The organism is Enterobacter cloacae complex sp. IR5441, from assembly GCF_049238215.1.
In the GTDB taxonomy this organism is placed as follows: Bacteria; Pseudomonadota; Gammaproteobacteria; order Enterobacterales; family Enterobacteriaceae; genus Enterobacter; species Enterobacter hormaechei_C.
Window position 1 is genome coordinate 73,348 of the sequence record NZ_JBMKIA010000016.1, and the last position, 20,322, is coordinate 93,669.

The window sequence follows — 20,322 nt, forward strand, 5'->3', positions numbered from 1 at the left end:
GGGTACACGGTGGCTTAATTATCTGGTGCGGATTGCTGCCCTCACCCTGGCCCTCTCCCACAGGGAGAGGGAATTTAGACGCCGAGCTCTGCTCGTGTTGGTAATCCTTCGCTGTCGCCCTGCACCTGAATCGCCAGCGAACCAATTTTGTTGCCTCGCGCCACGGCCTGCGACAGCGGTTTGCCCTCCAGCAGAGCGCTGATGACCCCGACGGCAAACCCATCGCCCGCGCCCACGGTATCGACCACGTTGTCGACTTTTACCGCAGCGACGGCACCTTGCTCGCCGTCGGCAGTTTTAAACCATGCGCCGTCGGCACCGGTTTTCAGCACCACGGCTTTTACCCCTTTGTTGAGGTAAAAATCGGCAATGCCTTCGGGCGTGCTTTCGCCAGTAAGGATCATTCCCTCTTTTATGCCAGGCAGAACCCAGTCCGCCTGAAACGCCAGTCGGTTGAGTTTCTCAGCCATCTCCGCTTCGCTTTTCCACAGCACCGGGCGCAGGTTAGGATCGAAAGAGATCGTTTTGCCCTGTGCTTTCATTGCCGAAGCCGCGTGATCCAGTAAATCGTACGAGCTGGCCGAGAGCGCCGCCGCCACGCCGCTCAGGTGCAGGTGGCGCGCGGAGGAGAAATACGCGGCGTGATAATCATCCACGGAGAGATGGCTTGCCGCTGAGCCTTTGCGGAAATACTCCACGATGGGATCGGTTCCATTTTCAACTTTAGATTTCAGCTGAAAGCCCGTCGCAAAGCGTCCGTCGAGGGTCACGCCTGCGGCATCAATGCCCTCTTTTTTCAGCGAGTCGAGAACAAAATGGCCAAAGCTGTCATTTCCCACGCGGCTTACCCAGCCGACATTCAGCCCCAGCCGCGCAAGTCCGGTAGCAACATTCAGCTCGGCACCTGCCACGCGTTTAATGAAGTGCTCCACTGCGCTCAGCTCGCCCGTTTCGGTGGCGACAAACATCGCCATGGCCTCGCCAATGGTGATGACATCCAGCGTCTTGTGCATGGTTTACTCCTCGCGCAGCAGGTTGACGTAATGGCGGGTGACGGCGGTGAGATCCGTCCCTTCCAGCGGAAATTCGATACCGCGTGGCGCATCGGCAGGGAGTTGATTAAGCAGATCCCGCCAGCGAGAATCGGTCTGATCCGGTGCGACGGCGCGGAACTGCGCCTTATGCGGGACTGCGGCCTTCACATGAATATAGCTCACGGCGGGAGCCAGCTGACGTGCAGCCTCTTCCGGGGAGTCGCCAACCCACAGCCAGTTGCCCATATCGAACGTCAGCGTGACCGGCAGCGCCATTACCCGGCAGGCGGCTTTGAAGCGCTGCATCGGCGCGAGCTGCCCGCAGTCGGTCTGGTCGTTTTCCACCACCAGCGTCATGCCGCTTTCATCCAGCAGTGCGCGCAGGGCTTCAAGCGGCTGTTTGTCGCTGAAATGACCCAGCGAGACTTTAAGCCACAGCGCGTTCAGGGCGCTGGCTTCGCTAAGGTAGCGCGGGAGATCTGTGTTGAGGGTGCCATCGGGCATAAACAGGGGGGCCGGGGCGGAGTAGCACGCCAGTAAACCCAGCAGTTCAATGGACTCGCCGAGCGCAGGCAGGGCCATTAACTCGTCGTTGCTGAAGAGCTCGCGGCGGATTTCAACGCCATCAGCTCCCGCGCCGGCAATAACGGGAAGCATTGCCCGTTGACCGCCTGCCTGTCGCACCTGATCCGCACCATACGCGGCGGTGACCACCATAATTTTCCTGCTCATTTCCTGACTCCAGAGCGTAATCGATAGTATTACGCTAGATGGAACCGGTTCCAAAGAAAAGATCGGGATGCTGAATTTATGATCGCTGTCACGAAGGGGAAATTAACGGGCAGTAGAGCCGCGAACGATCAGCTCGCCGGAAAAAACCTGCTCGCGTACGGCGTCGCGGGTGCCTTCAATGCGGCGAACCACTTGTTCAACCGCGGCATAGCCGATCTGCCAGGTGGGTTGTTTGAGGGTGGTGATGCCTACGCCAGCAAGTTCTGCCCACTCCAGTTCATCAAAGCCGAGTAAGCCGATGTCGCTGCCCCAGTGCAGGCCAATGCGTTTAAGCGAGCGGGCAACCTGAAGCGTCAGCGCCCCGTTCGCGGAGATCACCGCTTTACGCATACCCCGATGACGGGTATGGAACTGGCGCAGGGTATTATCCAGCTGCCCGGCTTCATGCAGGGGGATTTCGGCATTTTCGGCGATCACACCGGGATATCGCGCCAGCGTGGCACGAAATGCCGCCAGGCGGTCGCGGCGGGTATTAACCATGCCCAGCGGTTCGCTCAGGAACAGAATGGCTTCGAAACCCTGTTCAATCAGGTGCTCGGTGGCGGTGGTGGCCGCCTGGGTGTTATCCAGCCCGACCACATCGCAGGCAAATTCCGGGATTTTGCGGTCAATAAGCACCATCGGCAGAGAGGATTGTTGCAGGCGATTTAGCCCCTCTTCGCGCATCCCGACGGCATTTACCACAATCCCTTCCACCTGATAGCTGCGCAGCAGATCGAGGTAATGCAGCTCCTGATCAACCTCGTTATTGGTGTTACAGACCAGCGGGGTAAAGCCTTTTTCACGGCACGCCGCTTCGATGCCGCTGAGGACGTTAACGGAATAGGGGTTGGTGATATCGGCGATGATGAGGCCAATCAGACGGGTGCGGCCCCGCTTGAGGCCGCGCGCCATCAGGCTGGGACGGTAGTCGAGATCGGCAATGGCCTGTTCGATTCGCGCCAGCAGCGCATCGGAAAGCAGGTGTTTCTCGCCGTTGAGGTAGCGTGAAATGCTGGTTTTACCGGTTTTGGCGGCTTTCGCCACGTCGCTGATGGTGGCCCGGGTTGGTTTGATCATCGCTGATTTCCCTGAATTTAGTGAGAATACCTTAGCGGGAAAATCTGGCGAATCAAGCTATTTGCCGGGTGGCGCTGCGCTTACCGGAGGTTGCGGTCTGATGCCCTCACCCCAACCCTCTCCCACGGGAGAGGGCGCAAACACTAATAACGGCAACGGGGTTGCCGTTTTGCTTTTACCTACTGCACCGGGCTTAACGTAATCTCAACGCGGCGGTTCTGCGCTTTGCCTTCCGCCGTGCTGTTGCTGGCGATCGGGTTAGCCGGACCCATGCCGCTGGTGCGGATGCGGTTCGCTTCTACGCCCTGGGCGATCAGCGAGCTGGCCACGGAATCGGCGCGCTGCTGGGACAGACGCATGTTCAGATCCTGGCTGCCGGTGCTGTCGGTGTAGCCAATGACGTTCACGGCAGTTTTATTGTACTCTTTCAGCACCGCGGCCACGCCGGTCAGGGTGTTTGCGCCTGCGGGTTTCAGCGTCGCGCTGCTGCTGTCAAAGGTCACGTTGTTTGGCATGTTCAGGATGATGTTGTCACCGCTGCGCGTTACGCTCACGCCCGTACCTTTCATTTTGTCACGCAGTTTTGCTTCCTGCACGTCCATGTAATAACCCACGCCGCCGCCCAGGGCTGCGCCTGCCGCTGCGCCAATCAGCGCACCTTTGCCGCGATCTTTCTTGGAGGAGGAGAGTGCGCCAACGCCAGCGCCCACCAGGGAACCAATACCCGCGCCAATGCCGGATTTGCCCGCTTCGCGTTCACCGGTGTAAGGGTTGGTTGTGCAGCCAGAAACAGCCAGTGCGCCGCTCACCAGAGCGGCAATAACGAGTACGCGTTTTTTCATCTTATTTCCTTAATCCTTTTTATTCTTTGCCACGATGGACGTGGCAGTGGATTATGACGTCCGGATACGGAGAAAATTCAGTGTATAACTCTGAAATTTGTCACAAACGATAAACTGCCTCAATGAAAGGCCGAAACACCTGCACGCAACCAGGAGCGCACGCTTTGAGCACCTCAACAAAAACCATTCTGACCGCCGCCCACTGGGGGCCGATGCTGGTCGAAACCGATGGCGACACTGTGCTGTCGTCTCGCGGGGCTTTGCCTTCGCGCCATCTCAACTCTTTACAGACCGTCGTTCGCGATCAGGTACACAGTAAAACCCGCGTCCGCTGGCCGATGGTGCGTAAAGGCTTTCTGGCGTCACCGGATAAGCCGCAGGGTATTCGTGGGCAGGATGAGTTCGTACGCGTGAGCTGGGACGACGCGCTGGCGTTGATCCATACCCAGCATAAACGCATTCGCGACAGCTATGGCCCGTCGTCCATTTTTGCCGGCTCCTATGGCTGGCGCTCGAACGGCGTGCTGCATAAGGCCGCAACCCTGCTGCAACGCTATATGAGCCTGGCCGGAGGATACACCGGCCATCTGGGCGATTACTCGACCGGCGCGGCGCAGGCAATCATGCCGTATGTCGTGGGCGGGAATGAGGTTTATCAGCAGCAGACCAGCTGGCCGCTGGTGCTGGAGCATGCGGAGGTGGTGGTGCTCTGGAGCGCCAACCCGCTCAATACCCTGAAAATTGCCTGGAATGCGTCCGACGAGCAGGGCGTTTCCTACTTTGATGCGCTGCGCAAAAGCGGCAAGCGCATCATCTGTATCGATCCGATGCGTTCTGAAACGCTGGATTTCTTCGGCGACAGCGCCGAGTGGATCGCGCCGCATATGGGCACCGACGTGGCGATGATGCTGGGCATCGCCCACACCCTGGTGGAGAACGGCTGGCACGATACGGAATTTCTGGCGCGCTGCACCACGGGCTTCGATAAATTTGCCGACTACCTGACGGGACAAACCGACGGTATCGCCAAAACCGCAGAGTGGGCTGCGGCGATTTGCGGCGTTGATGCCGTTAAAATCCGCGAACTGGCGACGTTATTCCATAGCCGTGTCACGATGCTCATGTCCGGCTGGGGGATGCAGCGCCAGCAGTTTGGCGAGCAGAAGCACTGGATGCTGGTGACGCTCGCCGCGATGCTCGGGCAGATTGGCACACCCGGCGGCGGTTTTGGGCTTTCCTATCACTTTGCTAACGGCGGCAACCCGACGCGAAAAGCCGCGGTGCTGGCCTCCATGCAGGGCTCGGTGCAGGGTGGCGTGGACGCGGTAGATAAAATTCCGGTGGCACGCATTGTTGAAGCCCTGGAGAACCCAGGCGGGTTTTATCAGCACAACGGCCAGGATCGGCATTTCCCGGATATTAAGTTTGTCTGGTGGGCGGGTGGGGCCAACTTCACCCATCACCAGGATACTAACCGCCTGATCCGCGCCTGGCAGAAACCGGAGCTGGTGGTGATCTCGGAGTGCTTCTGGACCGCGTCAGCGAAACATGCCGATATCGTTTTGCCCGCCACGACCTCGTTCGAGCGTAACGATCTCACCATGACGGGGGATTACAGTAATCAGCATATGGTGCCGATGAAGCGCGTCGTGGCTCCCCGGGATGAAGCGCGGGATGATTTTGATGTCTTTGCCGACCTGAGTGAAATGTGGGAAGCGGGCGGTCGGGAGCGTTTCACCGAGGGCAAAACCGATCTGCAATGGCTGGAAACGTTTTACCAGATTGCCAGCCAGCGCGGGGCTGCGCAGGGCGTGACGCTGCCGCCATTCGCTGAGTTCTGGGAGGCGAATCAACTCTTCGAAATGCCGGAAAGCGAGCAGAATGCGCGGTTTGTGCGCTTTGCTGACTTCCGTCGCGATCCGGAGAATCACCCGCTAAAAACCGAAAGCGGGAAGATTGTGATCTACAGCGAACGCATCGCCAGCTTTGGCTACGCGGACTGTCCGCCACATCCGGCGTGGCTGGAGCCGGACGAATGGCATGGCAATGCGCAGCCGGGGCAGCTTCAGCTGCTGTCTGCCCATCCCGCCCATCGTCTGCACAGCCAGCTCAACTATTCGGCTTTGCGCGAGCAGTATGCGGTGGCGGGTCGTGAGCCGATTGCGCTGAACAGCGATGACGCAAAGGCGCGGGGGATTAACCACGGCGACCTCGTTCGGGTCTGGAACGCGCGCGGGCAGGTGCTGGCAGGCGCCGTGGTGAGTGACGGGATCCGCCCTGGCGTTTTCTGCATTCATCAGGGCGCATGGCCGGATCTGGCGCTGGACGAGGGCGGTATTTGTAAGAACGGCGCCGTAAACGTGCTGACCAAAGATCTCCCCAGCTCGAAGCTGGGGAATGGCTGCGCGGGGAATACGGCGCTGGCATGGGTGGAGAAATATGAGGGGCCGGCGCTTACCCTTACGGCGTTTGATCCGCCTGCCAGCTCATGATCCACGTCGGGTGTTGGGTATCATCCTGCCAGGCGCTGTCTTCGATGCGAAAACCCTGAGCATGATAGAAATTCACCGCCCGCACGTTTTTCTGATACACCTCCAGAGTTAAATACGGATAGTGCTGCTGAACGTGGTTCAGCAGCGCACGCCCGATCCCCTTTCCGATGAACGCCGGGGCGATAAACAACGCCCCCACGAACTGGAACTGCATGACGCTGATAAAACCGCACAGGGTACCGTTTTCTTCCCAGACCCAGGTCTCGGCGGCGGGAAGGTATTCATCCCGCACTACCGCTTCATTCGCTTGCCAGTAACTTGCGTCGATAAACGGATGCGCCTCGGTGGTGCTCTCCAGCCACAGACTCAAAAGCGGAGCGGTGTCCTCACTTTGCCATTTGCGGATCATGGTGGCCCTCCGGATGGCAGAAGCAGCCCGTAATGTGGTCATTGACCAGCCCGCAGGCCTGCATAAAGGAGTAACAGATGGTGGTGCCCACAAACTTAAAGCCGCGTTTTTTCAGCGCTTTCGACAGGGCATCTGAGGCGGGGGTCGACGTTGGGATCTCTGCAAGCGTGGCGGCCTGCGTCACCTTCGGCTCGTTATCCACAAACGACCAGACGAATGCTGAGAAGGGTTCGCCGTTTTGCTCCATCGCCAGATAAGCACGCGCGTTACCAATAATGGCCTGAATTTTACCGCGATGGCGGATGATACCGGTATCCAGAACCAGCCTTTCCACGTCGTCGTCGGTCATGGCGGCAACCGCAGCCGGATCGAACTGGTGGAAGGCTTTGCGATAGTTCTCACGCTTTTTCAGAACGGTGATCCACGACAGTCCGGCCTGCTGGCCTTCAAGGCAAATCATTTCAAACAGTTTTTTACCGTCGGTTTCCGGTACGCCCCATTCCTTGTCGTGATAATCGATATAAAGCTGATCCTGGCTTACCCAGCCGCAACGTTGCATAGGTCATCTCCCTTCCTGATACGGTAAACGCAAAAATTTCAATCTGCCCGGCTTGACGTGTCTGCTAAAGAGACAATAGTTAATACAGGGCTATACGCCCTAATACCTCTTCGAACAATGACATATATCGCCGAACTCGGCTCTTTCTGGAGTCGCTTTGATGATGATAAAAAAAATCAGTGGTCGCCATGCTGCTTCTGGCCTGGTGGGTGTTTCAGCCTGCCTGCTTTTTTGTAACACCGCTTTTGCGTGGCAACAGGAATATATCGTTTCAGATGCTAAAAGTAATACGACGGAACGCTATACATGGGACGCCGATCACCAACCTCGTTATGAAGATATTCTCGCGGAGCGTATTAACCATTCGCAGAATGCTGCGGGGTTTGCCCTGAACGACCCATCCGGTTCAGATGCGGAAACCGTTCTGAGCGTTGGCTGGAATTTTCCCGTGGCGGGACATTTCACCACTGGGCCCGTCATGGCGTGGCGCACTGATGGCGCTCCCCCCGCACCAGTGAATGCATTTGAGGATACAACCACCACGCAGTCGCTTACCGATCCACTCTGGCATGCCAGCGTGAACTCGTTGGGGTGGCGTGTCGATACGCAGTATGGTGATTTACATCCCTGGGCGAAGATCAGCTATAACCAGCAAGCTGAAGAAGAATATTTATATACGCTGGGATTGAGCGCCAAATTCTAAAGGTTGTTATTTTTTTAAACGCTACGATAACATATTTCATACAATGATGACGGGGTCTGGAGCGATAGTACTCACTAACAGGACAGCGCTTCATTCCCCGGCAAGGTCATTCATTCCGGTTCCCAGGCATTTCATTCCGCTTCTTCTGCATTTCATGCCATTTTCCCTCAGCGCTACTAAGGTTTTGTTTATCGTGTCCTCAGCGAATTTCCTTAATTTATCTTGCAGGACACTGCCATGAACACATCAACTTATAACCGCACGCGTTGGCTGACGCTATTCGGCACCATCGTTACTCAGTTCGCACTGGGATCGGTCTATACCTGGAGCCTGTTTAACAGCGCCCTGTCTGATAAGCTCGGCGCGCCGATAAGCCAGGTGGCGTTCTCCTTCGGCTTGCTGAGTCTTGGGTTAGCAATTTCCTCTTCCGTGGCGGGTAAACTTCAGGAGCGCTTCGGCGTGAAGCGTGTAACCATGGCCTCCGGGATCTTACTGGGCGTTGGCTTCTTCCTGACGGCATATTCCGACAACCTGATGATGCTGTGGCTGAGCGCCGGGGTGCTGGTGGGGCTGGCGGACGGCGCAGGTTACCTGCTGACGCTGTCTAACTGCGTGAAGTGGTTCCCGGAGCGTAAAGGGCTTATCTCCGCGTTTGCCATTGGTTCATATGGCCTGGGCAGCCTCGGCTTCAAATTCATCGATGCGCAACTGCTGGCCTCGGTGGGGCTTGAGAAAACCTTTATGATCTGGGGCGTGATTGTGCTGGTGATGATCCTCTTCGGCGCAACGCTGATGAAAGATGCCCCGCAGCAGGAAGTGAAAACCGTTAACGGTGTGGTGGAGAATGATTTCACCCTCGCACAGTCCATGCGTAAACCGCAGTACTGGATGCTGGCGGTGATGTTCCTGACGGCCTGCATGAGCGGTCTGTATGTCATCGGCGTGGCGAAAGATATCGCGCAGGGAATGGTGAAACTGGACGCGGCGACGGCGGCGAACGCGGTAACGGTCATCTCCATCGCTAACCTCTCGGGTCGTCTGGTACTGGGTATCCTGTCTGACAAAATCGCCAGGATCCGCGTGATTACGCTGGGGCAGGTGATATCCCTGGTGGGGATGGCAGCGTTGCTGTTCGCTCCGCTGAACGAAGCGACATTCTTTGCGGCGATAGCCTGCGTAGCCTTTAACTTTGGCGGCACCATTACCGTCTTCCCGTCGCTGGTGAGCGAGTTCTTCGGGCTGAACAATCTGGCGAAAAACTACGGTGTGATTTATCTCGGCTTCGGTATCGGCAGTATTTGCGGATCGCTGATTGCCTCGCTGTTTGGTGGCTTCTACGTGACATTCTGCGTGATATTTGCCTTGCTGATTATTTCACTGGCGCTGTCCACCACGATTCGTCAGCCGCAGCGCGAGGTATATAAAGAAGCGCATGCATGATTCGATAAAAAGGGGCCGCAGGGCCTCTTTTTTTATCGCAATATCACTTCCGGACTTGTTATTTTGTAAAAATTTTCATCGATTCACATTCTCTGCTGCCACTTTTCTTCCTCGCTGTGGTCTACTTATCGCGCTTGTAGACGTTTCTGATAACGGTTTATCTCGCACCTACTTACTCTGTCTGCTTTCTCAATGAGATTCGGCGGGTCTTTATACCCCTTCCCCCAGGGTTGTTTGCATGAAATATATCAGGTCTCTTACCCAGCAAAGATTGTGTCTGATGCTGGCTGTCTATATCGGTTTGTTTCTGAATGGCGCGGTGCTGTTCAGAAGAGTGGAAGGTTATTTTGAACACCTCACCGTAAGAAACGGGATTTTCGCCGCGATTGAAGTGTTCGGCTCAATTCTGGCAACCTTCTTCCTGCTACGTCTGCTCTCGCTTTTTGGCAGACGTACATGGCAGGTTCTGGCCTCGCTGGTGGTGATTATCTCTGCCGCCGCAAGCTATTACATGACATTCATGAATGTGGTCATTGGCTACGGTATTGTGGCCTCGGTGATGACCACGGACATCGACCTCTCGAAAGAGGTGGTGGGGCAAGGGTTCATCATGTGGACGATTTTGACCTGCCTGATCCCGCTCTTCTTTATCTGGAGTAATACCTGTCGCTATACCCTGTTACGCCAGCTGCGTACCCGTGGGCAACGCATCCGCAACGTCGCCGTCGTTCTTCTGGCGGGTCTGCTGGTATGGGCGCCTATTCGCCTGATGGAAAAACAACAAAAGCGGATCGAAAAAGCGACAGGCGTAGATATGCCAAGCTACGGCGGCGTGGTGGCTAACTCGTATCTGCCGTCTAACTGGCTGTCGGCGTTAGGTCTCTATGCCTGGGCTCAGGCGGACGAATCCAGCGATGTGAAATCGCTGATTAACCCAACCAAAAAGTTCACCTACCAGGCTCCGGCTGACGGACTGGATGATACTTACGTGGTCTTCGTTATCGGCGAAACGACGCGCTGGGATCATATGGGTATTCTCGGTTATGACCGCGATACCACCCCGAAACTGGCGCAGGAAAAGAACCTGGTGGCATACCGCGGCTACTCCTGCGATACCGCCACGAAGCTCTCGTTGCGCTGTATGTTTGTTCGTGAGGGCGGTGCGAGTGATAATCCTCAGCGCACGCTGAAAGAGCAAAACGTGTTTGCTGTTCTGAAGCAGCTTGGATTTAGCTCCGATCTGTTCGCCATGCAAAGTGAGATGTGGTTCTACACCAACACCATGGCGGATAACATCGCCTACCGCGAGCAGATTGGCGCCGAGCCGCGTAACCGCGGAAAGAACGTTGATGATATGCTGCTGCTCTCTGAGATGGAACAGTCGCTGAAAAACCATCCGCAGGGTAAGCACCTTATTGTTCTGCATACCAAAGGTTCACACTACAGCTACTATCAGCGTTACACGCGCGATTTCGCCAAATGGACGCCTGAGTGCGTCGGCATTAACAAGAACTGTAGCAAGCAGGAGCTGATCAATGCCTATGATAACTCGATTCTGTATGTGGATACCTTCCTCAGCCGGGTGATCGACCAGCTTCGCGATAAGAAAGCGATTGTGATTTACGCGGCCGACCACGGCGAGTCCATCAACGAGAAAGAGCATTTACACGGCACGCCGCGTAAGCTGGCCCCGCCTGAGCAGTTCCGCGTGCCGATGATCATGTGGATGTCGGATAAGTACCTGGAAAACCCGGACAAAGCCAAAATGTTTGCCCATCTGAAACAGCAGGCAGAGATCAAGGTACCGCGCCGTCACGTTGAGCTGTACGACACCATTATGGGTTGTCTCGGCTATACCTCACCGAACGGTGGGATTAACGAAAACAACAACTGGTGTAAACTCCCTGATAACACCACAAAAGCCGCGCAGTAGCTGGTCTGGCGAGAATATCGCCAGTTGAATGGCTTTTTGAAAATAAGGGATTGACGGGGGCGCACCTCAGCAGTAAGATGCGCTCCGCATTCGGCGAGTAGCGCAGCTTGGTAGCGCAACTGGTTTGGGACCAGTGGGTCGGAGGTTCGAATCCTCTCTCGCCGACCACATTCTAAAAAGGGCTAACCGCAAGGTTAGCCCTTTTTGCATTAACGCGTTACCCCGCACGAGTCCTCAAAATACCCCTTAGCCCTGCTTCCCCCTGCCTGCTTGCGGTTTTGTGACATAATCCATTGTATTTTTTTATATATAGTTTGATCTTTTTTCGCGTTGCTTATGGATAACCTCAGCATTTTTCGCTGTGCGTTTTAACGTTCGCGGTATTTAGTGCTCAGATAATCACCATTCTGTAAGAAAATTTACCCATTCTGAATAAAACTTAATCACTGAGTGTTGCGAAATATGAAGATAATTGTGCTGCATCATGGCGAGTAGCATAAATTTCTCTGCTGAAAACTCACGGTCAGGGTTTTTTTAATCTTTGTTTGCGGTTTCTCACACTCCACGTAAATCCCCGCCACCTGTATTGACGTTTTCACATTCTGTTGACAGATTGTAGGGCACGAGGGGCATTTCAGGGAGGATCTGCGCTGCAACTCAAACGCTCTTCTGAAAGGATTCTCTATCCCTTTTAACGCCTTCGGGCATCACCGACCGGACCGGGTAAAAAATAAATAAAGGTCAGGCGGCGTAACACAACAAAGCAAAACATCACATTGGAGCACAATAATGAGTATTTCCTTGAAGAAGTCAGGGATGCTGAAGCTTGGTCTGAGCCTGGTGGCCATGACCGTTGCAGCAAGCGTACAGGCAAAAACCCTGGTTTACTGTTCTGAAGGCTCTCCGGAAGGCTTTAACCCACAGCTCTTTACCTCTGGTACGACTTACGACGCAAGCTCTGTACCGATCTATAACCGTCTGGTTGAATTTAAAACCGGCACCACGGAAGTAATTCCTGGCCTGGCTGAAAAGTGGGATATCAGCGAAGACGGTAAAACCTATACCTTCCACCTGCGCCAGGGCGTGAAGTGGCAGGACAGCAAAGAATTTAAACCTACGCGCGACTTTAACGCCGACGACGTTGTGTTCTCCTTCGACCGTCAGAAAAATGCCCAGAACCCGTACCATAAAGTGTCTGGCGGCAGCTATGAATACTTCGAAGGGATGGGTCTGCCAGACCTGATCGCTGAAGTGAAAAAAGTGGACGATAAAACCGTTCAGTTTGTGCTGACGCGTCCGGAAGCGCCATTCCTGGCTGACCTGGCGATGGACTTCGCCTCGATTCTCTCTAAAGAGTACGCTGACAACATGCTGAAAGCCGGCACGCCGGAAAAAGTGGACCTGAACCCAATCGGTACCGGCCCGTTCCAGCTGCTTCAGTACCAGAAAGATTCCCGTATTCTGTATAAAGCCTTCCCGGGCTACTGGGGCACCAAGCCGCAGATCGACCGTCTGGTCTTCTCCATCACGCCTGACGCATCCGTGCGTTACGCAAAATTGCAGAAAAACGAATGTCAGGTGATGCCATATCCAAACCCGGCTGACATCGCGCGCATGAAGCAGGACAAAAATATCAACCTGCTGGAGCAGGCGGGCCTGAACGTGGGTTATCTCTCCTTCAACACCGAGAAGAAACCGTTCGATGACGTGAAAGTGCGTCAGGCGCTGACTTACGCGGTGAACAAAGAAGCGATCATCAAAGCCGTTTACCAGGGCGCGGGCGTTGCGGCCAAGAACCTGATCCCACCAACCATGTGGGGTTATAACGACGACATTAAGGACTACACCTACGATCCTGAGAAAGCGAAAGCGCTGCTGAAAGAAGCGGGCCAGGACAAAGGCTTCACCGTCGAGCTGTGGGCGATGCCGGTACAGCGTCCTTACAACCCGAACGCACGTCGTATGGCGGAAATGGTTCAGGCTGACTGGGCGAAGATTGGCGTACAGGCCAAAATTGTAACCTACGAGTGGGGCGAGTACCTGAAGCGCGCTAAAGCGGGCGAACACCAGGCGGTCATGATGGGCTGGACCGGCGACAACGGGGATCCGGACAACTTCTTCGCGACCCTGTTCAGCTGTGCGGCAGCGAAAGACGGTTCCAACTACTCTCGCTGGTGCTACAAGCCGTTTGAAGATCTGATCCAGCCGGCGCGTGCGACCGACGATCACAACAAACGTATCGAACTGTACAAGCAAGCTCAGGTTGTCATGCACGATCAGGCTCCGGCGCTGATTGTTGCTCACTCCACCGTGTACGAGCCAGTGCGTAAAGAAGTGAAGGGCTACGTGGTCGATCCACTGGGCAAACACCACTTCGAAAACGTGTCTGTTGAATAATTAAAAGCAACGCCAGGCGGCGCTGCGCTTGCACTGGCCTACGGTATGTAGGCCGGGTAAGCGTAGCGCCACCCGGCAGCAGTGCTTTATTCCCTCTCTAAAAGGGGAGGGAATAAGATTTGTGAGCAATACAGACGTCACGCCACTGGGCGTGCGTCATCAGAGAGAATCCGGGTTATGTTGCAGTTCATCCTCCGACGTCTGGGACTGGTTATCCCGACGTTTATCGGTATCACCCTTCTCACTTTTGCCTTCGTCCATATGATCCCGGGTGACCCGGTAATGATTATGGCGGGCGAGCGTGGTATCTCCCCTGAACGTCATGCGCAACTGCTGGCTGAGCTCGGCCTTGATAAGCCGATGTGGCAGCAGTATCTCCACTATATCTGGGGTGTGTTGCACGGCGATTTAGGGATTTCACTGAAAAGCCGTCTTCCGGTGTGGGACGAGTTCGTACCGCGCTTTAAAGCGACGCTGGAGCTCGGTATCTGCGCCATGATCTTCGCGACCGCAGTAGGGATCCCCGTTGGCGTACTGGCTGCCGTTAAGCGTGGCTCTATTTTCGACCACACCGCTGTTGGCCTGGCACTGACCGGCTACTCCATGCCTATCTTCTGGTGGGGCATGATGCTGATCATGCTGGTCTCGGTGCAGTGGAACCTGACGCCGGTCTCCGGACGCGTCAGCGATATGGTTTTCCTTGACGACACCAACCCGTTAACCGGCTTTATGCTGATTGATACGGCGATCTGGGGCGAAGAGGGCAACTTCATTGATGCGGTTGCGCACATGATCCTGCCTGCAATGGTGTTGGGCACCATCCCTCTGGCGGTGATCGTGCGTATGACCCGTTCCTCCATGCTGGAAGTGCTGGGCGAGGATTATATTCGTACTGCCCGCGCTAAAGGCCTGACCCGTATGCGCGTCATCATCATTCATGCCCTGCGTAACGCTATGCTGCCGGTGGTAACCGTTATCGGTTTGCAGGTCGGTACGCTGCTGGCGGGGGCGATCCTGACCGAAACCATCTTCTCCTGGCCGGGTCTTGGACGCTGGCTGATTGATGCGCTGCAACGCCGTGACTATCCGGTTGTGCAGGGCGGTGTACTGCTGGTCGCGACGATGATTATCCTCGTCAACCTGCTGGTCGATTTGCTGTACGGCGTGGTGAACCCGCGTATTCGTCATAAGAAGTAAGGGGCCATCATGTCACAAGTTACTCAAAATAAAGTGGTCACCGCACCGGTGCCAATGACGCCGATGCAGGAGTTCTGGCACTACTTCAAGCGCAACAAAGGCGCGGTCGTCGGGCTGGTGTATGTTTCCATCATGATCCTGATTGCGGTGTTTGCGAACTTCCTTGCGCCGTATAACCCGGCTGATCAGTTCCGCGATGCGCTGCTGGCACCTCCTGCATGGCAGGACGGCGGAAGTCTGACGCACCTGCTGGGCACCGACGACGTGGGCCGCGATGTGCTGTCGCGCCTGATGTACGGCGCACGCCTGTCGCTGCTGGTTGGCTGCCTCGTTGTCGTACTGTCGCTGATCATGGGGATCGTACTCGGCCTGGTGGCAGGCTACTTCGGCGGCATTGTTGATAACATCATCATGCGCGTCGTTGACATTATGCTGGCATTGCCAAGCCTGCTGCTGGCGCTGGTGCTGGTGGCGATCTTTGGTCCGTCGATTGGTAACGCCGCGCTTGCGCTGACGTTTGTTGCGCTACCGCATTACGTGCGTCTGACCCGTGCGGCGGTGCTGGTGGAAGTGAACCGCGACTACGTTACCGCCTCTCGCGTGGCGGGTGCCGGTGCGATGCGTCAGATGTTTATCAATATCTTCCCAAACTGCCTTGCGCCGCTGATTGTTCAGGCGTCGCTCGGTTTCTCTAACGCCATTCTTGATATGGCCGCTCTTGGCTTCCTTGGCATGGGTGCGCAGCCGCCAACACCGGAGTGGGGCACCATGCTCTCCGACGTGTTGCAGTTCGCGCAAAGCGCCTGGTGGGTCGTCACCTTCCCGGGTCTGGCGATTCTGCTGACGGTGCTGGCATTTAACCTGATGGGTGACGGTCTGCGTGATGCACTTGATCCCAAACTGAAGCAGTAAGAGGCACGAGATGGCGTTATTAAATGTAGATAAATTATCCGTGCACTTTGGCGACGAAGGCACACCGTTTCGCGCCGTGGACCGCATCAGCTACAGCGTTAATCAGGGCGAAGTGGTCGGGATTGTAGGAGAGTCGGGCTCCGGTAAGTCAGTGAGTTCGCTGGCGATTATGGGGCTGATTGACTACCCCGGCCGCGTGATGGCGGAAAATCTGGAGTTCAACGGTCAGGATCTGAAGCGCATTTCCGAAAAACAGCGCCGCCAGCTGGTGGGCGCGGAAGTGGCGATGATCTTCCAGGACCCCATGACCAGCCTGAACCCGTGCTACACCGTGGGTTTCCAGATTATGGAAGCCATTAAGGTGCATCAGGGCGGGAATAAGAAAACCCGTCGCCAGCGTGCTATCGATCTGCTGAACCTGGTGGGGATACCTGACCCGGCATCGCGTCTGGACGTTTACCCGCACCAGCTTTCCGGCGGCATGAGCCAGCGCGTGATGATCGCCATGGCGATTGCCTGTCGACCAAAACTGCTGATTGCGGATGAACCAACTACCGCGCTGGACGTGACCATCCAGGCGCAAATCATCGAGCTGCTGCTGGAGTTGCAGCAGAAAGAGAATATGGCGCTGGTGCTGATTACGCACGACCTGGCGCTGGTGGCGGAAGCGGCACACAAAATCATCGTGATGTACGCGGGTCAGGTGGTGGAGACCGGAAGTTCGCACGATATCTTCCGCGCGCCGCGTCATCCGTATACGCAGGCGTTGCTGCGCGCGCTGCCGGAGTTTGCCCAGGACAAAGCGCGTCTGGCGTCGTTGCCGGGCGTGGTTCCGGGTAAATATGACCGTCCACAGGGTTGCCTGCTGAATCCGCGCTGCCCGTATGCGACGGACAAATGCCGCGCCGAGGAGCCAGAGCTGAATCTGCTGGCCGATGGTCGGCAGTCAAAATGCCACTACCCACTCGATGATGCCGGGAGGCCAACACTATGAGTACGCACGAGGCCACCACGCAACAGCCGCTGTTGCAGGCTATCGACCTGAAAAAACATTACCCGGTGAAGAAGGGGATTTTTGCCCCTGAGCGCCTGGTGAAAGCGCTGGACGGCGTCTCCTTCAGCCTTGAACGCGGTAAAACGCTGGCGGTCGTCGGGGAGTCGGGCTGTGGGAAATCCACGCTGGGCCGTCTGCTGACGATGATCGAAACGCCAACCGGCGGCGAGCTTTACTATCAGGGTCAGGATCTGCTCAAGCACGATCCGCAGGCGCAGAAGCTGCGCCGCCAGAAAATCCAGATCGTATTCCAGAACCCGTACGGCTCTCTGAATCCGCGGAAGAAAGTCGGGCAAATTCTGGAAGAGCCGCTGCTGATTAACAGCAATCTGAGCAAAGAGCAGCGTCGTGAAAAAGCGCTGGCGATGATGGCGAAGGTGGGGCTTAAAACCGAGCATTACGATCGCTACCCGCATATGTTCTCTGGCGGCCAGCGTCAGCGTATTGCCATCGCCCGTGGGTTGATGCTTGACCCGGACGTGGTGATTGCCGATGAGCCGGTCTCAGCGCTTGACGTGTCCGTTCGTGCGCAGGTGCTTAACCTGATGATGGATTTACAGCAGGATCTGGGACTGTCGTACGTCTTCATCTCCCATGACCTGTCCGTGGTTGAGCACATTGCCGATGAGGTGATGGTGATGTATCTGGGACGCTGCGTGGAGAAGGGGACGAAAGATCAGATCTTTACTAACCCGCGTCATCCGTATACGCAGGCGCTGCTGTCTGCAACGCCGAGACTGAACCCGGATGACCGCCGGGAGCGCATTAAGCTGACCGGCGAGTTGCCAAGCCCGCTTAACCCACCGCCGGGATGTGCGTTCAACGCCCGTTGCCGTCGCCGCTTCGGCCCGTGCACGCAGTTGCAGCCACAGCTGAAGGATTATGGCGGACAGCTGGTGGCCTGCTTCGCGGTCGATCAGGATGAAAACGGCGAAAAGCCGCAGGCATAAAGAAAAAAACCGGCGTTAAGCCGGTTTTTTTACGTCTGAGGTCTACTTCCGTAAACGAATCTGGTCGACGGCGTGTTTCTCACTCTTGGTGAGGATCAGGCTTGCGCGTTCGCGCGTTGGCAGGATGTTCTCTTTGAGGTTGACGTAGTTGATCTCATTCCACAGCCCGGTCGCCACGCTGATAGCCTCTTCTTCAGAGAGCTGGGCGTAGTTGTGGAAGTAGGAATCCGGGTCGGTGAACGCGCCTTCGCGGAACTTCAGGAAGCGGTTGATATACCAGCGTTGCAGCAAATCTTCCGGCGCATCGACATAAATTGAGAAATCGACAAAGTCAGAGACAAACACATGATGCGGATCGTGAGGATAATCCATCCCGCTTTGCAGGACGTTTAAGCCTTCCAGAATCAGGATGTCGGGCTGCACAACCGTTTTGTCGCCATCCGGGATGCGGTCGTAGATCAGATGCGAGTAAACCGGCGCGGTAACGTGAGGTACGCCCGATTTTAGATCTGAAACAAACTTTACCAGGCGGTGCATATCATAAGAGAGCGGGAAGCCCTTCTTTTTCATCAGGCCGCGTTCTTTCAACACCTCGTTGGGATGCAGGAAGCCGTCGGTGGTGATCAGCTCCACGCTGCGGTGTTCCGGCCAGCGGCTCAGCAGCGCCTGTAGCACGCGCGCGGTGGTACTTTTACCCACTGCCACGCTGCCCGCAATACTGATGATATAAGGAATACGTTGACCGTTCGTGCCGAGGAACTGTTCCAGTACGGCCTGACGACGCAAATTGGAGCTGATATAGAAGTTAAGCAAGCGAGAGAGGGGGAGATAGATTTCTGCCACCTCTTCCAGGGAGAGATCTTCGTTTATCCCTTTTAGCCGTGCGATTTCACCTTCCGTCAGTGTCATAGGGACGGAGTCACGCAGGGCTGCCCACTGGCTACGGTTAAACTGAAGATAGGGCGTCATTAACGTTTGCTCTTTTTTGCTCATAAGCATGCTTCTGTGAACCATCACGAAACGGCGGGTGCGGGCTCATCACATAGTTAATTTTGGACAATGGGCAGGAGGTTAACACCAGATGAGAGGAATAATAAGAAAAAATATGGGAAAGCGATGCTTAACCGGGCAGGCATCACCTGGGGCTATAGCGTGCCGAAATCAGGCGTTCATGTTGAATTTTTAACCGTGAGCGGATGAATTTACAGCGGTTAGCCCTGGTTTCGAATAAAATGTGAGCGAAAGAACGTTTTATGCAATTTTTTAGTTGCATGACTGCGCAGGTCTCCATAGAATGCGCGCTACTTGATGCCGACTTAGCTCAGTAGGTAGAGCAACTGACTTGTAATCAGTAGGTCACCAGTTCGATTCCGGTAGTCGGCACCATCAAGTCCGGTGGGGTTCCCGAGCGGCCAAAGGGAGCAGACTGTAAATCTGCCGTCACAGACTTCGAAGGTTCGAATCCTTCCCCCACCACCACTTTCTGGCAGCGACAACGCCGCCGGAGCTGGTTGGAAAAATTGACCAGCTCGAACAGAAAAGAGAGAAATCTCTTTTTTTGTTACAGAAAGAACTGGGTAGCCGAGTTTCAGGATGCGGGCATCGTATAATGGCTATTACCTCAGCCTTCCAAGCTGATGATGCGGGTTCGATTCCCGCTGCCCGCTCCAATACGTGCTGATATGGCTCAGTTGGTAGAGCGCACCCTTGGTAAGGGTGAGGTCCCCAGTTCGACTCTGGGTATCAGCACCACTTCACTTCTCCCTCCCTTTCTCTCTGTTTCAATGTAAATGTATTCAACAGTTCAGGCATTTTCGCCTGGTTGATGTGGTGATATCACCGATTTATCCGTGTCTTAGAGGGACAATCGATGTCTAAAGAAAAGTTTGAACGTACAAAACCGCACGTTAACGTCGGTACTATCGGCCACGTTGACCATGGTAAAACAACGCTGACCGCTGCAATCACTACCGTACTGGCTAAAACCTACGGCGGTGCTGCTCGTGCTTTCGACCAGATCGATAACGCACCAGAAGAAAAAGCTCGTGGTATCACCATCAACACCTCTCACGTTGAGTATGACACCCCGACTCGCCACTACGCACACGTAGACTGCCCAGGCCACGCCGACTATGTTAAAAACATGATCACCGGTGCTGCGCAGATGGACGGCGCGATCCTGGTTGTTGCTGCGACTGACGGCCCTATGCCTCAGACCCGTGAGCACATCCTGCTGGGTCGTCAGGTAGGCGTTCCTTACATCATCGTGTTCCTGAACAAATGCGATATGGTTGATGACGAAGAGCTGCTGGAACTGGTAGAGATGGAAGTTCGTGAACTGCTGTCTCAGTACGATTTCCCAGGCGACGACACTCCAATCGTTCGTGGTTCCGCGCTGAAAGCGCTGGAAGGCGACGCAGAGTGGGAAGCGAAAATCATCGAACTGGCTGGCTACCTGGATTCTTACATCCCAGAACCAGAGCGTGCGATTGACAAGCCATTCCTGCTGCCAATCGAAGACGTATTCTCCATCTCCGGTCGTGGTACCG

The 20,322-nt window shown here is 55.5% G+C and carries 17 protein-coding genes and 5 tRNA genes; 15 read left to right on the forward strand and 7 right to left on the reverse strand.

Translation table 11 applies throughout. The features are described from left to right. Positions 1 to 74: 74 nt before the first annotated feature. The 4 genes from ACOTX5_RS17110 to ACOTX5_RS17125 all read right to left on the reverse strand — a co-directional run bounded on the left by ACOTX5_RS17110 (position 75) and on the right by ACOTX5_RS17125 (position 3,727). Complete coding sequence (locus ACOTX5_RS17110; protein WP_045142457.1) at positions 75 to 1,013, reverse strand: sugar kinase; 939 nt, start codon at positions 1,011 to 1,013, stop codon at positions 75 to 77. Positions 1,014 to 1,016: 3 nt separating this feature from the next. Then, positions 1,017 to 1,766, reverse strand: coding sequence for a sugar phosphate isomerase/epimerase family protein (locus ACOTX5_RS17115; protein ID WP_040117075.1), 750 nt, complete (start codon positions 1,764 to 1,766; stop codon positions 1,017 to 1,019). 102 nt (positions 1,767 to 1,868) lie between these two features. Further along, positions 1,869 to 2,885 carry a LacI family DNA-binding transcriptional regulator gene (locus tag ACOTX5_RS17120; RefSeq protein ID WP_015569988.1) on the reverse strand — a complete coding sequence of 339 codons (1,017 nt, stop codon included), beginning with the start codon at positions 2,883 to 2,885 and terminating at the stop codon, positions 1,869 to 1,871. A gap of 179 nt (positions 2,886 to 3,064) precedes the next feature. After that, positions 3,065 to 3,727, reverse strand: coding sequence for an OmpA family lipoprotein (locus tag ACOTX5_RS17125; protein WP_015569987.1), 663 nt, complete (start codon positions 3,725 to 3,727; stop codon positions 3,065 to 3,067). 122 nt (positions 3,728 to 3,849) lie between these two features. Between ACOTX5_RS17125 and ACOTX5_RS17130 the strand changes: the two genes are divergently transcribed. Beyond that, positions 3,850 to 6,219 (forward strand): molybdopterin guanine dinucleotide-containing S/N-oxide reductase, encoded by a 2,370-nt coding sequence (locus ACOTX5_RS17130; protein ID WP_044488942.1) that lies wholly within the window; start codon positions 3,850 to 3,852, stop codon positions 6,217 to 6,219. On the opposite strand, the gene ACOTX5_RS17135 is transcribed toward ACOTX5_RS17130, so the two are convergent. Both ACOTX5_RS17135 and tag read right to left on the reverse strand, forming a co-directional pair. Further along, positions 6,188 to 6,628, reverse strand: a complete 441-nt coding sequence (locus ACOTX5_RS17135) for an N-acetyltransferase (protein WP_015569985.1) — start codon at positions 6,626 to 6,628, stop codon at positions 6,188 to 6,190. The genes ACOTX5_RS17130 and ACOTX5_RS17135 overlap by 32 nt on opposite strands. After that, complete coding sequence (gene tag / locus ACOTX5_RS17140) at positions 6,606 to 7,187, reverse strand: DNA-3-methyladenine glycosylase I (protein WP_017383572.1); 582 nt, start codon at positions 7,185 to 7,187, stop codon at positions 6,606 to 6,608. The genes ACOTX5_RS17135 and tag overlap by 23 nt, the downstream gene beginning before the upstream one ends. A 160-nt stretch (positions 7,188 to 7,347) precedes the next feature. On the opposite strand from tag, the gene ACOTX5_RS17145 reads away from it, so the two are divergent. The 9 genes from ACOTX5_RS17145 (at position 7,348) to dppF (ending at position 17,773) form a co-directional block, all read left to right on the forward strand. Further along, entirely contained in the window at positions 7,348 to 7,890 is a 543-nt protein-coding gene (locus ACOTX5_RS17145) for a lipase (protein WP_047727044.1), read from the forward strand. 237 nt (positions 7,891 to 8,127) lie between these two features. Further along, complete coding sequence (locus ACOTX5_RS17150; protein ID WP_045911850.1) at positions 8,128 to 9,330, forward strand: L-lactate MFS transporter; 1,203 nt, start codon at positions 8,128 to 8,130, stop codon at positions 9,328 to 9,330. A 238-nt stretch (positions 9,331 to 9,568) separates the two neighbouring features. Next, positions 9,569 to 11,263: a kdo(2)-lipid A phosphoethanolamine 7''-transferase gene (gene eptB, locus ACOTX5_RS17155; RefSeq protein ID WP_017383570.1), complete on the forward strand. Its 1,695-nt coding sequence runs from the start codon at positions 9,569 to 9,571 to the stop codon at positions 11,261 to 11,263. Positions 11,264 to 11,354: 91 nt separating this feature from the next. Beyond that, a tRNA-Pro gene (locus ACOTX5_RS17160) sits at positions 11,355 to 11,431 on the forward strand. A 621-nt stretch (positions 11,432 to 12,052) separates the two neighbouring features. Beyond that, positions 12,053 to 13,660, forward strand: a complete 1,608-nt coding sequence (dppA, locus tag ACOTX5_RS17165; RefSeq protein WP_003860756.1) for a dipeptide ABC transporter periplasmic-binding protein DppA — start codon at positions 12,053 to 12,055, stop codon at positions 13,658 to 13,660. Between the two features lie 177 nt (positions 13,661 to 13,837). Then, positions 13,838 to 14,857, forward strand: a complete 1,020-nt coding sequence (gene dppB, locus ACOTX5_RS17170) for a dipeptide ABC transporter permease DppB (RefSeq protein ID WP_006810536.1) — start codon at positions 13,838 to 13,840, stop codon at positions 14,855 to 14,857. Positions 14,858 to 14,866: 9 nt separating this feature from the next. Beyond that, a complete protein-coding gene (dppC, locus tag ACOTX5_RS17175) occupies positions 14,867 to 15,769 on the forward strand; it encodes a dipeptide ABC transporter permease DppC (RefSeq protein ID WP_017383569.1) in 903 nt (300 codons plus the stop codon). A gap of 10 nt (positions 15,770 to 15,779) precedes the next feature. After that, a complete protein-coding gene (gene dppD, locus ACOTX5_RS17180; protein ID WP_015569978.1) occupies positions 15,780 to 16,763 on the forward strand; it encodes a dipeptide ABC transporter ATP-binding protein in 984 nt (327 codons plus the stop codon). Beyond that, on the forward strand, positions 16,760 to 17,773 hold the full coding sequence (gene dppF, locus ACOTX5_RS17185) for a dipeptide ABC transporter ATP-binding subunit DppF (RefSeq protein WP_017383568.1): 1,014 nt from the start codon (positions 16,760 to 16,762) through the stop codon (positions 17,771 to 17,773). The genes dppD and dppF overlap by 4 nt, the downstream gene beginning before the upstream one ends. A gap of 42 nt (positions 17,774 to 17,815) precedes the next feature. On the opposite strand, the gene coaA is transcribed toward dppF, so the two are convergent. Next, positions 17,816 to 18,766, reverse strand: coding sequence for a type I pantothenate kinase (gene coaA, locus ACOTX5_RS17190; RefSeq protein ID WP_015569977.1), 951 nt, complete (start codon positions 18,764 to 18,766; stop codon positions 17,816 to 17,818). Between the two features lie 317 nt (positions 18,767 to 19,083). On the opposite strand from coaA, the gene ACOTX5_RS17195 reads away from it, so the two are divergent. The 5 genes from ACOTX5_RS17195 to ACOTX5_RS17215 form a co-directional block, all read left to right on the forward strand. Then, positions 19,084 to 19,159: transfer RNA gene (locus tag ACOTX5_RS17195), tRNA-Thr, on the forward strand. A gap of 8 nt (positions 19,160 to 19,167) precedes the next feature. Then, positions 19,168 to 19,252 (forward strand) — tRNA-Tyr (locus ACOTX5_RS17200). A 116-nt stretch (positions 19,253 to 19,368) separates the two neighbouring features. Further along, positions 19,369 to 19,443 (forward strand) — tRNA-Gly (locus tag ACOTX5_RS17205). 6 nt (positions 19,444 to 19,449) lie between these two features. Beyond that, positions 19,450 to 19,525, forward strand: a tRNA-Thr gene (locus tag ACOTX5_RS17210). A 118-nt stretch (positions 19,526 to 19,643) separates the two neighbouring features. Continuing rightward, a partial coding sequence (locus ACOTX5_RS17215) for a GTP-binding protein (RefSeq protein WP_421625545.1) occupies positions 19,644 to 20,322 on the forward strand: 679 nt, incomplete at its 3' end.